This window comes from Marinococcus halotolerans DSM 16375 (assembly GCF_000420725.1).
Lineage (GTDB): Bacteria > Bacillota > Bacilli > Bacillales > Marinococcaceae > Marinococcus > Marinococcus halotolerans.
In genome coordinates this window covers 31,019-44,427 of the sequence record NZ_ATVM01000006.1, presented here as the reverse complement: position 1 = coordinate 44,427, position 13,409 = coordinate 31,019, and the positions used below count along the sequence as shown (strand labels likewise).

14 protein-coding genes are annotated in these 13,409 nt (G+C 47.8%); 7 read left to right on the top strand and 7 right to left on the bottom strand.

Annotation, left to right across the window (positions count from 1 at the left end; genetic code table 11):
• Positions 1–93 precede the first annotated feature (93 nt).
• Positions 94–834, top strand: coding sequence for an SDR family oxidoreductase (locus G548_RS0106220; protein WP_022793291.1), 741 nt, complete (start codon positions 94–96; stop codon positions 832–834).
• Positions 835–881: 47 nt separating this feature from the next.
• Here G548_RS0106220 and G548_RS0106215 read toward each other — a convergent pair whose 3' ends face one another.
• On the bottom strand, positions 882–1,568 hold the full coding sequence (locus tag G548_RS0106215; protein WP_022793290.1) for a YqjF family protein: 687 nt from the start codon (positions 1,566–1,568) through the stop codon (positions 882–884).
• 171 nt (positions 1,569–1,739) lie between these two features.
• Here G548_RS0106215 and G548_RS0106210 point away from each other — a divergent pair, with 171 nt between their 5' ends.
• The gene (locus tag G548_RS0106210; RefSeq protein WP_022793289.1) at positions 1,740–2,030 is read left to right on the top strand and encodes a hypothetical protein; all 291 of its coding nucleotides are present in this window, start codon (positions 1,740–1,742) and stop codon (positions 2,028–2,030) included.
• A 54-nt stretch (positions 2,031–2,084) separates the two neighbouring features.
• On the opposite strand, the gene G548_RS0106205 is transcribed toward G548_RS0106210, so the two are convergent.
• The 5 genes from G548_RS0106205 to G548_RS0106185 all read right to left on the bottom strand — a co-directional run bounded on the left by G548_RS0106205 (position 2,085) and on the right by G548_RS0106185 (position 7,639).
• Entirely contained in the window at positions 2,085–2,840 is a 756-nt protein-coding gene (locus G548_RS0106205) for a hypothetical protein (protein ID WP_022793288.1), read from the bottom strand.
• A gap of 95 nt (positions 2,841–2,935) precedes the next feature.
• The gene (locus tag G548_RS0106200; protein WP_027847239.1) at positions 2,936–5,530 is read right to left on the bottom strand and encodes a YfhO family protein; all 2,595 of its coding nucleotides are present in this window, start codon (positions 5,528–5,530) and stop codon (positions 2,936–2,938) included.
• 15 nt (positions 5,531–5,545) lie between these two features.
• Positions 5,546–5,920, bottom strand: a complete 375-nt coding sequence (locus tag G548_RS0106195; RefSeq protein WP_022793286.1) for a GtrA family protein — start codon at positions 5,918–5,920, stop codon at positions 5,546–5,548.
• Positions 5,917–6,852 carry a glycosyltransferase family 2 protein gene (locus G548_RS0106190; protein ID WP_022793285.1) on the bottom strand — a complete coding sequence of 312 codons (936 nt, stop codon included), beginning with the start codon at positions 6,850–6,852 and terminating at the stop codon, positions 5,917–5,919. Before G548_RS0106190 ends, G548_RS0106195 begins: the two co-directional genes overlap by 4 nt.
• Before the next feature lie 103 nt (positions 6,853–6,955).
• Entirely contained in the window at positions 6,956–7,639 is a 684-nt protein-coding gene (locus tag G548_RS0106185; protein ID WP_022793284.1) for a spermine/spermidine synthase domain-containing protein, read from the bottom strand.
• A 163-nt stretch (positions 7,640–7,802) separates the two neighbouring features.
• Here G548_RS0106185 and G548_RS0106180 point away from each other — a divergent pair, with 163 nt between their 5' ends.
• From G548_RS0106180 to G548_RS0106170, 3 genes are all read left to right on the top strand, one after another.
• The gene (locus G548_RS0106180; RefSeq protein WP_022793283.1) at positions 7,803–8,684 is read left to right on the top strand and encodes an ROK family protein; all 882 of its coding nucleotides are present in this window, start codon (positions 7,803–7,805) and stop codon (positions 8,682–8,684) included.
• Between the two features lie 77 nt (positions 8,685–8,761).
• Positions 8,762–9,304 (top strand): M15 family metallopeptidase, encoded by a 543-nt coding sequence (locus tag G548_RS0106175; RefSeq protein WP_022793282.1) that lies wholly within the window; start codon positions 8,762–8,764, stop codon positions 9,302–9,304.
• Between the two features lie 113 nt (positions 9,305–9,417).
• Positions 9,418–10,485 (top strand): SDR family oxidoreductase, encoded by a 1,068-nt coding sequence (locus G548_RS0106170; protein ID WP_022793281.1) that lies wholly within the window; start codon positions 9,418–9,420, stop codon positions 10,483–10,485.
• A 50-nt stretch (positions 10,486–10,535) separates the two neighbouring features.
• Here G548_RS0106170 and G548_RS17450 read toward each other — a convergent pair whose 3' ends face one another.
• Positions 10,536–11,474, bottom strand: a complete 939-nt coding sequence (locus tag G548_RS17450) for an alpha/beta hydrolase (protein WP_022793280.1) — start codon at positions 11,472–11,474, stop codon at positions 10,536–10,538.
• 155 nt (positions 11,475–11,629) lie between these two features.
• Here G548_RS17450 and G548_RS0106160 point away from each other — a divergent pair, with 155 nt between their 5' ends.
• A complete protein-coding gene (locus G548_RS0106160) occupies positions 11,630–12,562 on the top strand; it encodes a daunorubicin resistance protein DrrA family ABC transporter ATP-binding protein (RefSeq protein WP_022793279.1) in 933 nt (310 codons plus the stop codon).
• 17 nt (positions 12,563–12,579) lie between these two features.
• Positions 12,580–13,404 (top strand): ABC transporter permease, encoded by an 825-nt coding sequence (locus G548_RS0106155; RefSeq protein WP_022793278.1) that lies wholly within the window; start codon positions 12,580–12,582, stop codon positions 13,402–13,404.
• Positions 13,405–13,409 lie beyond the last annotated feature (5 nt).

Sequence of the window (13,409 nt, the reverse complement as noted above, 5' to 3'; positions counted from 1 at the left end):
AACGGGTATCATACATTCTGATGCCACTTATTATTTTAAAGTAACTAACGTTATGGCAGAAACAGCTTACAGGAAAAAGGAGCGATACACGTCATGACAGAACTTCAAGGTAAAACTTTTATTATTACAGGAGCAAGCAGCGGTATTGGCAGAGCAACTGCTAAAAAACTCGTCGAAAACGGCGCTAACGTAGCACTTGCCGCCCGCCGTCTTGAACGCCTGAACGAAATTAAAGAAGAGCTTTCCGATCAGCCTGGCGAGATTATCGTCAAAGAGACTGACGTTACTTCCCGTGAACAGATGGAAGAGCTCGGACGCGAAGCAGTAAATCATTTCGGCAAGGTATACGGCCTCTTTAACAATGCCGGCTTAATGCCACTTTCTTTACTGAAAAATCAAAAGGTCGATGAGTGGGACCAGATGGTGGATGTAAACATTAAAGGTGTTCTTTACGGCATCAATGCCATCCTTCCACACATGATCGAAAACAACGACGGCCATATTATTTCCACATCTTCTGTGGCTGCCCACCAAATCTTCCCTGGCAGCTCCGTATACAGTGGTACGAAGTTTGCCGTGAAGGCAATTATGATGGGCTTAGAACAGGAAGTAGCCCAGACTAATATCCGTACGACTGCCATCTCTCCAGGCGTGGTTAATACAGAGCTGACTGAAACTATTACAGATAAAGAAGTAATGGAACAGTTCGATTCAGTACTGAACGTACAGCAGCTGAATTCAGAGGATATTGCAGAAGCAGTATACTATGCACTTACCCAGCCGGCTCACGTGGACGTCAATGAGATTGTTGTTCGTCCGGTGGATCAGCCATAAAATCATGAACGTATTTAAGCCTCTGCTCCGTATTCGGAAGCAGAGGCTTATTTTTTTCGCAGTCTCGCAGCTCCAACGCTTACGCCGGGGCTGACCATCACATGAGCAGGACGACCGTCTGACTGTCTGAATCCGCCGGCTGCAAGGAGTCCGTTTTCTTCCTCTTCATACTCCCCGTAGTACAGCTCCCACGGCTCATGGGCTACATCGCCGTACCATATCTGTCCGTTTTTGGAAGTATAAAAACGGTATCTTTCAGCAAGCCAGTTTTCGAGCGAGCCTGCTGCAGCCGGCAGCTGTTCTCCTGTCGCCCGGTATCTGGCACGAAAGCGCACGTTTCCCGACCTCCGGTGATGATTCCAATACGTCCAGCTTTGATGGCGGCGGATTGAAAAGCGTGCCTGGTAGTAAGGAATAGCAAAATTCCGTCGCGCGATCCAGACGCCAAGCGGTGACGCGGCATCTAAATTATAAAAGTAAATGCCCGGCACCCCGTCCACACGTACATACGTGCGCAGATTCAATTCTGGGAAGTTCAGGCCGGTCCGTCCTGGAAGAAAAAACGGACGAATGTCATGCATTGAAAACGAAACCACACCTACATACGCTTTGCCTTGAAACGTATCTACACCCGTATGATCCGGCAGGCTGCGGGCCACTTCGACGGGATCTTTTTCCCAATGTGCAAACAATGCGTCTCTCCATTTCATGCGTATCAGCTGAGGTTCTCTCATCTATGCTCCTTCTTCCTCTTCGTTTTATTTCACCCAATATACTACGGTTTGCCGCTGCTTTAAACTTAAATGGCTTCAACCATACTATTTTTTCCTGCTTCTTATTTTCCTCTCCAACAGGGTATGTGATACATTGAAGGAAGTTTATTATTCGTAAAGGAGCTCATATATATGGAAGACGCCAGAATGAAAATGTTCAGCAGCATGCTTTTAGCCATCTCTGCATTACTCGTCATCACCACTGATATTCTTCTGATTGTGACAGCCATCGTAGTGGGGGGCGGTATTTCGTTATACGTATACGCCGGCCTTGTTATTACCGCTCTGTGGGGCGTTGGCCTGGCGGCTCATTTTAAAGCCCAGAGCCGGATAAGCTTTCTTATCTTTTTTATTTTAACGGTGCTTCTTTTGATCAACTTGTTCAGCGGCATTTTAACCGGGCCGGCAGTAGAATTTTCATAATAAAAAAGGCCGCGCGAACGGCCTTTTTTTATTTCCCGGGAAATATGCATGAAACTAACTTTTCTCGCGCTCCGGCTTTAAACTCATAATAATACCGTAAGCGAACGCAGCCCCGACAAGTACAATATAAGTGATTAGATTGTAAGGAAATGGCAAAAGATCCACCGCAGAAATCACGAGCCATACCACAATCAGTGAGGCAATAATTATGGTGTACGCTGGCAGAAAGCTTTTTTGGAGAATCCGGACCGCCAGGGCAGTAGCCATGATTGCAGCTGGCACAAACCACCATTTAAATATTGTTGGAAAAACCATGTCTCCCTCAGGCACGTTTGTTATAAGATCACGCACAGGAATAACCAGTACGAGCGTTGCCGCTTGAGGAAGATATTGCAGGGTCTGCTTCACCCGCTTTGAACGAAACGCCCGAAGGGGTCTGCCGTAAATCGTCAAAACACTGACTATTAAAGCTCCCGGACCCAAAATTATAAAATACCAGAGCGAAAACACCTGCATTCCCCGCAGCAAATCCCATGACCATAAAATTAAAAAAAGAATCCATGCAACCAGTACTAAAAATGATATATGTCCGCCTGCAGCAGGCGGCACCTGCTCTTTAAGTGCTTGACTGTAGAATCTCGGCTCCTTCGGCACTATTTCATACATGGAACTTCCAGCTTCTTCCTTCACCTCGACTGCTTTTTTGTCGGGCTGAATGGAAAGTTCTATGTCCTCCGTTTTTCTTCCGTATAAATAAAGATAATCCCCGACCTCCCGAAAATACTCTTCAGCTTGTTTGGATAAAGACATAAGCCCTCCTTTTACATCCTTATTTTTCCATCAAACTGTATCCACTGTCAATACACATAAAAAAGCCCGTCCCGCCAGGCGGAACAGGCTTTACTTCAGTATTGTTTTTTTTTTCTTTTAACTCCCCATAATACGGCCAATATCAAAGACACAACCGACACTGCAGTCATCCACCAGAAATAAGGAGGATAGTACGTAAGAGAAAGATTGTTTTTCCCTTCCTCAAGCGGCACAGCGGTAAACGCCCCGTTTGCTTTTTCGATTGGTACACGTTCACCGTTCACCTTGGCTCTCCACCCTTTTTCATATGGAATCGGCATTACAGCGTACGTATCTCCAGCGTCGTTTTCAATAACCGCATCAACTTCATTGCCGTTCACGTCTACATTCCGGGCGGCCTCCTCTGCCCGGGTGCTTGCCTCGTTTAATTGTTCATATGTTTCTCCGTAAACGGCCAGTTCTTCAAGGTGATATTCTCCTTCAGGCATCCGCACTTCTATCACGTTATCCTCCGGATTCTCCACGCGGAACGTTAAATCATTTTCATCGGTGCGGTACAGCGAATCTCTCGCCTTACGGGAAGTCTCAAATTCGTTTACATTCATCCGGAAAAAGCCGACGCCGGGCTCCTGGCGGAGGAGGAAGTCCACGTAGTACTCCTCCACGTCTTCACTCTCCGGCACTGTAATATTAATTCCGCCCTCTTCCCCGGTAACTGTAAGCATTTCATCCTCGTAAGTGCCATTTACCGCCTCGACATCTTCACGGGTGATAACCGACTCTTCCTGCGGAAATTCGGCTGCTGTGTCCGGATTCTCGAGAATAACGCCGTTTAGCATAGCATGCTCCTTCGCGAGCGGCGCCGCTTCCTTTGCATCTTCGTAAGCATATACCTGATCTGTCGTCCGTACAAACGGCAGCACGTTTTCATTCTGATAAATAATATAATCATCATTTTCGACAAACGGAGTAAACCCGTATGGTACGTTTTCGTCCCCGTCTTTTTCGAACATGGCGTACTCTCCGCGCAGCAGACTGTAAATGTTTGCCCTTCGCCCGAAATCGGAATACCGGCTGATGCTCTCCCGTCCGAGATCGATCTGAAGGTCATTGTAATAAAACATGAGTATTTCTTCATTCAAAATACTTGAGTATGCCCCTGCTCCGTAAAAATCCAAATACAGCGGCGTATTCGTACGCTGAGGGTCTTTAATCCAAGTGGTGCGGGACAGAGCGTCCGGATCCTCCTGCGCAGCTTCATCAAGCAGTTCAATTTGATCTGCGTCCATGTAATCCTCGCTCATAAGAAATTCCTGCGTCGTTTCACTCATGCTTCCGCGTTCAAACAGCTTTTCATACTGGTACTGATTGGCGACTACTACACTCGTCATAATAGCAAAAACAGCAGTAATGATTCTTTTGCCGCGTACATCCGTCAGTGTTGTCACAATAAATGCCGCGAGCGATATGACGATCATGCCAGGCGTGAGCCATCCGCTCCAGTGATCAATGGAAAAATCGTCATCCAGCAGATAAAACAGAACATACATGCCTGTCGCAAAAATAAGCGAAGGAACCAGTTCCCGCCAGTCGAGCTTTCGGATATGCTGGACGCCTGCTGCCACTGCGCCGGCAAGTAAAAACGCAGCGATATACTCAAACCGGTTCCGCGGCGCGGAAAAGCCGTTAAATACGCTTCCTATCAGCGGACTGTAATGAAATACGATAAATAACAGCGATAGGATGGTAAACAGCACAAAGCGTGGATCCTTATACAGCTGTTTCCAGGCTGCAAACACTAAAAAGATGGTCGGCACAATGAGAAAACGGCTGTCGAGCAGAATATTGCTTGTGTTATCAAACAATACGATCTCCTGTTCAAAATCCGGCCGGTAATTGTTGAAGTACCCGTACACGCCGGCAAAAAAGCCGGTCAGCCCGATGCCAAACCCGAGCAGAGCGCTGCCCCCGAAATAAAGTATCTGCTTTCCAATCGTTGTTTCCCCGGGCCCAAGACGGATCAGCCACCTGGCTAAAATGTAAATACCGATAAAAATAAGCACAATATAGGAAAAGTAGAAGTTTGAAAAAACGGTTGCTGCGAGTGCAAAAATAAACAGCAGCGGTTTTTTCTCCCGAATAATTTTTTCCACCCCGTATACGAGCAGCGGGAGCCAAATGAAGGCATCCGCAAAAAACTCCCAAAATGCCGCGTGGCGGAAATACATTACACACGTGGCATATAACAGGGCTCCTGTCAGGGCTGGAACACGGCCTAGCTTCATATAGCGAAAGCAGGCGTATGCTAAAAAGGAAACGAGCGTCATCCGGACCATGCTGATAAAAATGACGGCCTCGGTCCAAAAAGCTGCGTCCGGCTCACGAATCAGTCCCAAAAGCTCCAGCATATACACCACTGCTATCTGGAAATAAAAGAAGAGGTTCGTCGAATAATAGTACCCGAGCTGGGTAAACATACTGCCGCCAAGCCCAAGCTGAAAGGAATAAAAAAATTCACCGCTCGTATAATGATCATACAGCAGCTGCTTGAACGGCCCCATCTGGTTCAATCCGTCATTAGGACCGGCCATATACGTATCATTGGTCCATTGGTATAAGAAAAATGCGTGCGCTGCAATGACCGCCAGAATGACCGCTGCCGCGACCCCCCATATTTGCTTTTGTTTCAACATTCTCTCCCCACGCTATCTTTTTAGTATTTTCCCTGTGACAATGAATGTGATCGGTATAGTAAAGATCACCGCTCCCAATGGAGCGATAGTGCTGTTAATATCAAGCCATTCCACGAATATATAAGCAAAAACGGATGAAGCCCCCACATTTACTACCTGGGTCAGCGGAAATTGAAAAAACTTTTTCCATGTAGGCCGGACCTGGTAGGTAAAGTATGTATTCAAAAAGAAAGAAATGACAAAGCTGATAAAAAACCCGGTAATATGGGCGATCATATATGGCACCGAAAGTACCACGTGAAGCAGTAAGTAGGCGGCGTAGTAGTTTAACGTATTCATACCGCCCACTAAAACAAATCTGGTAAACTCATTATCCAACTGTTTCATGCATCTCGCCTTTTCGTATTAGATTCCTGCACTAAATAATGCGGGCGTCTTTTCGTTTCATAATAAATGCGTCCGATATACTCCCCGAGCACGCCAAGACTTAACAGCTGTACGCCTCCTAAAAACAGTATAGCGGAAATTGTTGTAAAATAGCCTGGTACCTCTATTCCCATCCGCACAATCTGGACAAACGTAATACCAATATAAACCAGCGCAAGCAGCATCACGATCAGTCCGGTATACAAACAGAGACGCAGCGGCCGGTTATTAAAGGAAATCATGCCGTCCACGCCGTAATTCAGCAGGCTTGAAAACGACCATTTGGTTTCGCCCTCCTGGCGCTGAACATTTTCATAGTAAACCGTTTTGGACGGAAAGCCGATCCATGAAAAAAGCCCCTTTGAAAAACGATTGGCTTCACTCAGGGAAAGCAGAGCGTCCAGCGCCCGGCGGCTTAACAGGCGAAAATCCCCCACGCCGTCTTCAAGCTTCACATCCACCATTCTGTTAATAAATTTATAATACATCGAGGCCATGCCGGAACGGAATTTCGAATCTCCCTCCCGGTTCCGTTTTGCGATCACCTGATCATAGCCTTCTTCGTATCCTTCAATCAGTTCTAAAATTACCTCGGACGGATGCTGAAGATCAGCGTCAATGATTACTACTGCATCTCCATTTGCATGATGCAGCCCGGCAATCAGTGCTGCTTCTTTTCCAAAGTTGCGGGTAAACGAAACGTAGCTTACATTTTCATGCATTCCAGCAAGCTCTCTCATTTTCGCCAATGTCCGGTCTGAGCTTCCGTCATCTATATACAGTGCCTCTATTTCATAGGGCAGATGCCCCAAATGGTTCTGCAGTGATTCATATACAGACACAATGTTGTCCTCTTCATTAAACGAAGGAATTACGATTGATATCTTTTTCATTCTATTTCCTCCCTGGTCCCTTCATCTCCCACTGTTTTCACAGTACTTTCATATCGTACCCTTCTCTGTATCTTTTGTATCACTGTAGAGGGCTAAAAAAATCTCAAAAATTGTGTGATGGATGGATGCGTTCTGCTTTCCGGGCGTAAAAAATAACGTCCGGACCGCCGCGTCCGACCTCCACCTCCTCTATCCATACGTTATCAAATAATGCTTTCAGACTGTTTTCAAAGGTCCTGGAATAAGAAGCGCTCCAAAAAGCTGCCACTCCCCCTCGACGGAGCACGCCGTAGATCGTCTGAAGACCGTCAGGTTCATATATATGGTGGTTGCCTTCCCGGACAAGCCAGTCCGGGCCGTTATCTGTGTCCATACATATAACGTCCCAACAGACGTTTGCTTCTTTTTCCAGAAACACCTGGAAATCTTCCTCTACGATTTTCGTTTTACTGTTTTCGAGCGCTCTGCCGTTCCACTGTTGAAAATAGAAGCGGTTCCAACCAATAATGTACTTTTCCAATTCCACAACAGTGACGTAAACTGTAGCTGCATGCTGCACTGCCTCGTCGAGCGAAAAACCGACGCCCAGGCCTCCGATCAGCACCGATTCTGCTGAGAAAGCATGATACAGCGCTTCCTGCACCATGCGCCGCTCCGACTCTCCGTTGTGGGTCGCCATCAAAAATGTGCCGTTGCAGATGACTTCGTAATGACCGCTGCGGCGCTGCAGCTGCAATTCTCCGCTTTGTCCCTGAACGTTTGCTATTATTTCTCTGTCGCTGCTCATTCAAGCTTACTCCTTTCCCGTCCGGCAAGTATATTTCATATTTGCAAAATCAGAAAAAAAAGGTACGATTAAAAAGTGTGCAGCATTTTATCAACATGAAAATATTCTCTTATTTTATAGAAGGCTGTTTAATATTTCAGAATAAGACCAGGAGGTTATTTATATGCTCGGCGCCATTGAAGCAGGAGGGACTAAATTTGTCTGCGCGGTCAGTGAAAACGGCCGTGATATCAAAGAACGCATTTCTATTCCAACCACAACACCTGATGAAACTATGCAGCACGTGTACGATTTTTTCCGTGCTTTTTCTATCGAAGCTGTTGGCATCGGTTCCTTTGGTCCGATTGACATTAATACAAAAAATGATACATACGGCTATATCACCACAACGCCAAAAACAGCATGGCAAAACTTTAACATTCTCGGAGACGTACAAAAACACCTCGCTGTCCCGGCAGGCTTCACCACCGATGTTAATGCTGCAGCGCTCGGAGAATGGAAGCACGGCGCGGGTGCCGGAAAGACGAGCTGCCTGTATATGACAGTCGGCACCGGGATCGGTGTTGGTGCTGTGATTAACAACAATATTCTTGAAGGCCTGAACCACCCGGAAGCCGGACATATTATAGTCCGCCGGCATCCGGAGGACCAATTCACCGGCACGTGTCCCTACCACAGCGACTGCCTTGAGGGGCTTGCTTCAGGACCCGCGGTGGAACAGCGCTGGGGAGAAAAAGGCAGCGAACTGACCTCCCGCCCGGAGGTATGGGACCTTGAAGCGTATTATCTCGCGCAGGCCATAATGAATTACATTCTGATTCTTACTCCCGAGCGGATTATTATCGGCGGCGGCGTAAGCAAACAGCCTTCCCTGCTCGCAAAAGTACAGGAACAGACGCAGCAGCTGCTTCATGGATACGTTCAGGATCCAATGATCACTCACAATATCGATCAATATATTGTTACTCCGGGCCTCTACGATGATGCGGGCATCACCGGCGGATTTGCCCTGGCTGCCCAGGCCCTCGAAAACACTCCCGCCTAAAGGCAGACGGTTCGGGGCCCCAAATACTCGTTTATACTTCCTATACGCAGGTTGAAAAAAGAAAGGAAATCAGCTGAGTGAAAAAACATGTCTTGCTATTTATAACCGGGCTGCTTCTCATTTTGGTCGTACTCGGATGGAACAGCAGGCAGAATCCCCTTCCCGAGGTGGAAGCAAGCGAAGTTGTTGAACAGAACAGCCTTCACCCTGTCGTGGAGGAACGAAAAAATGAATGGATTCAGCGTGCAGAGCAGCAGGGGATCGAAGTTGTAGTAACGGATGAATACCGTTCGGTGGAAGAACAGGATGCTCTATACGCCCAGGGCCGGACGACACAGGGAGAAATTGTTACTCGGGCCCGGGGCGGAGAATCATATCATAATTACGGGCTCGCCGTTGATTTTGCGTTACGTACACCAGACGGAGAGCTTGTCTGGGATATGGAACGCGATGATAATGGTAACGGGGAAGCAGACTGGACGGAGGCCTTGGAGATTGCTAAGGAGCTTGGTTTCAGCTGGGGCGGGGACTGGCCCGGGTTTAAAGATTATCCCCACCTTGAAATGACCTTCGGCCTGAGTCTCGAAGAGCTTCGTGCCGCTGAACAGCAGAATACGTAATGACTATCGTCCGGACAGTCGTCCGGGCGTTTTTTCCGGGCAGGGTGGTTAGGTCTCCGGCGATTTGTGGTATACAGCTGTATTACCGTATATTCCGAAAGGAGTTCTCTTAAATGACTAAAACCGCCCTTGTCGTAGGAGCGACCGGCATAATAGGCAGCAGTATTTTAAAACATATTTCATCACTCGAAGACTGGACCGCTATAGGCATCTCCCGGCATCAGCCGGAGGACACCCACGGCGCCGATTATTACCTGGAGGCCGATCTCTTAAAAGAAGAAGAAATCACACAGGCACTTCAGGACGTGCCTGCCGTCACCCATATTTTTTACGCAGCCTACCAGGACTATGATCCCCTCTCCAAAGAACAGATCACCGTTAATACTGATATGCTCCGAAGTGCCGTTCAGGCCGTTGAAACGGCATCTGAGCAGCTCCAGCGTGTTGTATTGATGCAGGGAGCCAAAGTGTACGGGGCCCATCTCAGTGCCTTTAAAACACCGGCACGGGAAAGCGATCCGCGTCATATGCCGCCGAACTTTTATTACAATCAGGAGGACTACCTGCGAAATCACCAGCAAGGGAAAAGCTGGTCCTGGACAATTTTGCGTCCTGACGTCGTATGCGGCTATTCGGTAGGCACCCCTATGAATTTAAGCATGGTTATTGCTGTCTATGCCTCTATTTCTAAAGAACTCGGTCTCCCGCTCCGTTTTCCGGGAAAAGATATTACCTACCGGTCGCTCGCCCAGGTTACCGATGCCGGCCTGCTTGCCCGCTGCTCCGTCTGGGCTGCGCTGCACGAACCGTGCGCCTTTGAAACGTTTAATATTACCAACGGAGACTTTTTTCGGTGGGAACACATGTGGCCGGTTATTGCCGGGGAGTTCCAAATGAACACCGGGCCTGTGCAAACAATTACACTCTCTGATTTTATGCCGCAGCAGCAGGAGCTGTGGGAGGAGATGCAGGAAAAGTACAGTCTGCAGAATATTCCGTTTGATAAACTGGCTGCCTGGCCGTTCGGTGATTTCATTTTCAACGTAGAATACGACGTTATGTCTGATACTAATAAGGTGAAACAGTTTGGTTTTACTGAAGTAGTAAACAGCGATGATATGTTCCGGGAACTGCTTCGTGAATTTCAGGAGCAACGGCTGATCCCGGACTTTTCAGACTGACCTCTGATATGCCTGAAACACCCATCCGTATGCTGCCGGATGGGTGTTCATTATTTTCCAATATGCTTGTGTACGAATGCCCGCATGTAGTTCATCGCTTCCTGGCCGTCCTCTTCAAGTGGAAAATGGCTGATAAACCCATGAATCGTACCGTCCACCCGGTGATGATGAACCTCTGCATTTGCTTCTTTCAGCTGACGGGCCAATTCTTCGCCTTCATCCCTCAAGACATCATACTCTGCCGTTATGATAAGAGTAGGAGGATTTTCGCGTTTATCTTCATCCTGCATCGGTACAGCCAGCGGGTCTCTGCGCTCATCCCAGGCCGATAGGTAATGCGCCCAAAAGTCGCCTATATTTTTGGCCGTCAGGCCATAGCCTTCACTAAAACGGTGATACGACACGTACGCAGGATCTTCCTCCCGGTTGTAAAAATCAGCGACAGGATACAGAAGCATTTGTCCTTCAAGATACGTCTCTTCTTTTCGAAGCAGCGTAGATGCTGCGTATACAATATTCGCCCCGGCGCTGTCCCCGCAAAGGTAAAACCGGTCCTCCGTGTTCGACCAGTCCCGGTACTCGGAAAGTACCCAGCGTACAGCATCGAGGCAGTCGTATACTCCTGACGGAAACGGGTGCTTCGGCGCGAGCCGGTAATCCACCGCTACCACATAAGCCTCCAATTCATTGGCCAGCACCCGGCAGAAAGCGTCATGAGTTTCAAGGCTCCCCACAGCAAATCCGCCACCGTGGAAAAAAATCACTATAGGAAGCGGTTCTTCAGAAATCGGCTTGTATCTGCGCACGGTCAAGGGCCTTCCCTCTAAATCAATATCCTTATCCCACACTTCAGCTACGGCTGGTCGTTCCGACGGAGCGAGTGTCATTTCATTTCTTCGTCTGCGTTCATCGACTACTTCTTCCACTGTTTCCACTTCGAAGGAACTGTTTTGGTTCAGATACTGCTTTACATGGTCTCGAAGTTCCATTATTTCCGCCCCCTTCTTCTATAATAGCCCATACCCTGAATTTCGTTCGCCTACCCCTCAGCTCCGGTTTTCGTTTTCGTATTCATTGACGATAACTGCCTGAAGTTATATAGTTACGCTAACATAATGACTATGGCTAAAGTAGGGGTAAATGTATGGAACCTATCATTCAGGTGCACGAACTGCGAAAATCATTCAAAGATATGGAAGCAGTCAAGGGTATTCATTTTGACGTCGCGCAGGGAGAGATATTTGGCTTTCTGGGCCCAAACGGTGCAGGAAAAAGCACGACCATCAACATGATCTGTACAATGCTCGCTCCCACTTCCGGAAGCGTTATCATTAACGGCTACGACGCTTTTAAGCAGAAGGCAAAGGTCCGCGAAAGCATTGGTATCATTTTTCAGGAAAATACGCTCGATGAAAAATTAAGCGCCCTCGAAAACTTAAAGCTTCACTGCCGGTTTTACCGTGTTCCTAAACATAAACGGACTGAACGTATTCAGGAGGTACTTGAAATTGTAGATCTGATCGACAATCAAAAGAAAAAAGTGGAGGAATTCTCCGGCGGGATGAAACGAAGGCTCGAAATCGCCCGTGGGCTGCTGCACTACCCGAAGGTTCTCTTTTTGGATGAACCGACGGTAGGCCTCGATCCCCAGACGCGGGCCCATATTTGGGAATATATTCTCCGCCTGAAGGAAAAAGAAAATATCACGATATTTCTTACCACCCACTACCTTGATGAGGCAGAAATCAGCCACCGGATCGCTATTATGGACAAAGGCACCATCATTGCCCTAGATACACCTGAGCGCTTAAAACAGGAGGTGGGCGGGGACGTCATTGAACTTGGAACCGAGGACAATGACACTGTTGCCACACAGCTGCAGTCAGCTATGCCGGAAGCAGAAATAAAACAGGAAGCAGGCCTTCTGCGCATCCAGGTGCCAAGCAGCGACCAGTTTATTTCTACTTTTCTGCAGCAGATTCACGTTCCGATTACGAGCCTGAACATACGCCGGCCTACGCTCAATGACGTATTTTTGTCCTATACTGGACGCGATATTAAAGCCGGCCCCGCCTAAGAAAGGAGATCAAACATATGGAAGGTATTTTTGCCATCTGGCAGCGGGATTTAATGAAATTCGTCCGGGACCGCCCCCGTCTGCTCGGCTCTTTTGCGATGCCTATTTTATTTTTAATTATTTTTGGCGGCGGCTTCAGCGGAACGATGGAAAATTTGGTGATGAATCAAACCTCTGAAATCGAAGATTTTAATTATCTTACGTTCATTTTTCCGGGTATTGTCGCCATGACCCTTTTAATGACTTCGGTTTTCTCTTCTTTATCAGTTATCCAGGATAAAGAATTCGGCTATATGAAAGAAATTCTCGTGTCCCCGGTTTCCCGGGTGAACATTGCCATCGGCAAAATGCTCGGGGCCTCTACGGTTGCTTTTATGCAGGGAGTGCTGATGTTTATTTTGATCCCTGTTCTCGGCGTAACCTACGAATGGAGCAACGTACTGGCTGTGCTGCCGATTATGTTTCTGCTTTCCTGCACACTTGCTTCCCTCGGCCTGCTGATAGCGAGCCTTCTTCGATCGACGCAGGGCTTCCAGCTGATTGTGCAGGTACTTGTATTTCCAATGGTTTTTCTTTCGGGAGCATTGTTTCCGGTAACTAACATGCCGGCCTGGATGGATATACTTGTTAAAGTCAACCCTGTCACCTACGGGGTAGACGCTATGAAGAAAGTGATGACCGGGGCCGCTGATTTGCCGGTTGCCGCCCAGGACGCACTCGGACTAAACCTCCAGCTGTTCGGACGTACAGTGACAATCGCAGAGGAGCTGTTCTTTTTAGTCGTATTCACTTCTATTTTAATTGCGCTTGCCACTATAAGCTTCCGCAGAGCCAACGCCTGAGCGGC

Excerpts from the sequence above, each read along its gene's own strand:
- G548_RS0106220 (WP_022793291.1), top strand. The coding sequence starts at position 94 with ATGACAGAACTTCAAGGTAAAACTTTTATTATTACAGGAGCAAGCAGC.
- G548_RS0106215 (WP_022793290.1), bottom strand. The coding sequence starts at position 1,568 with ATGAGAGAACCTCAGCTGATACGCATGAAATGGAGAGACGCATTGTTT.
- G548_RS0106210 (WP_022793289.1), top strand. The coding sequence starts at position 1,740 with ATGGAAGACGCCAGAATGAAAATGTTCAGCAGCATGCTTTTAGCCATC.
- G548_RS0106205 (WP_022793288.1), bottom strand. The coding sequence starts at position 2,840 with ATGTCTTTATCCAAACAAGCTGAAGAGTATTTTCGGGAGGTCGGGGAT.
- G548_RS0106195 (WP_022793286.1), bottom strand. The coding sequence starts at position 5,920 with ATGAAACAGTTGGATAATGAGTTTACCAGATTTGTTTTAGTGGGCGGT.
- G548_RS0106190 (WP_022793285.1), bottom strand. The coding sequence starts at position 6,852 with ATGAAAAAGATATCAATCGTAATTCCTTCGTTTAATGAAGAGGACAAC.
- G548_RS0106185 (WP_022793284.1), bottom strand. The coding sequence starts at position 7,639 with ATGAGCAGCGACAGAGAAATAATAGCAAACGTTCAGGGACAAAGCGGA.
- G548_RS0106180 (WP_022793283.1), top strand. The coding sequence starts at position 7,803 with ATGCTCGGCGCCATTGAAGCAGGAGGGACTAAATTTGTCTGCGCGGTC.
- G548_RS0106170 (WP_022793281.1), top strand. The coding sequence starts at position 9,418 with ATGACTAAAACCGCCCTTGTCGTAGGAGCGACCGGCATAATAGGCAGC.
- G548_RS17450 (WP_022793280.1), bottom strand. The coding sequence starts at position 11,474 with ATGGAACTTCGAGACCATGTAAAGCAGTATCTGAACCAAAACAGTTCC.
- G548_RS0106160 (WP_022793279.1), top strand. The coding sequence starts at position 11,630 with ATGGAACCTATCATTCAGGTGCACGAACTGCGAAAATCATTCAAAGAT.
- G548_RS0106155 (WP_022793278.1), top strand. The coding sequence starts at position 12,580 with ATGGAAGGTATTTTTGCCATCTGGCAGCGGGATTTAATGAAATTCGTC.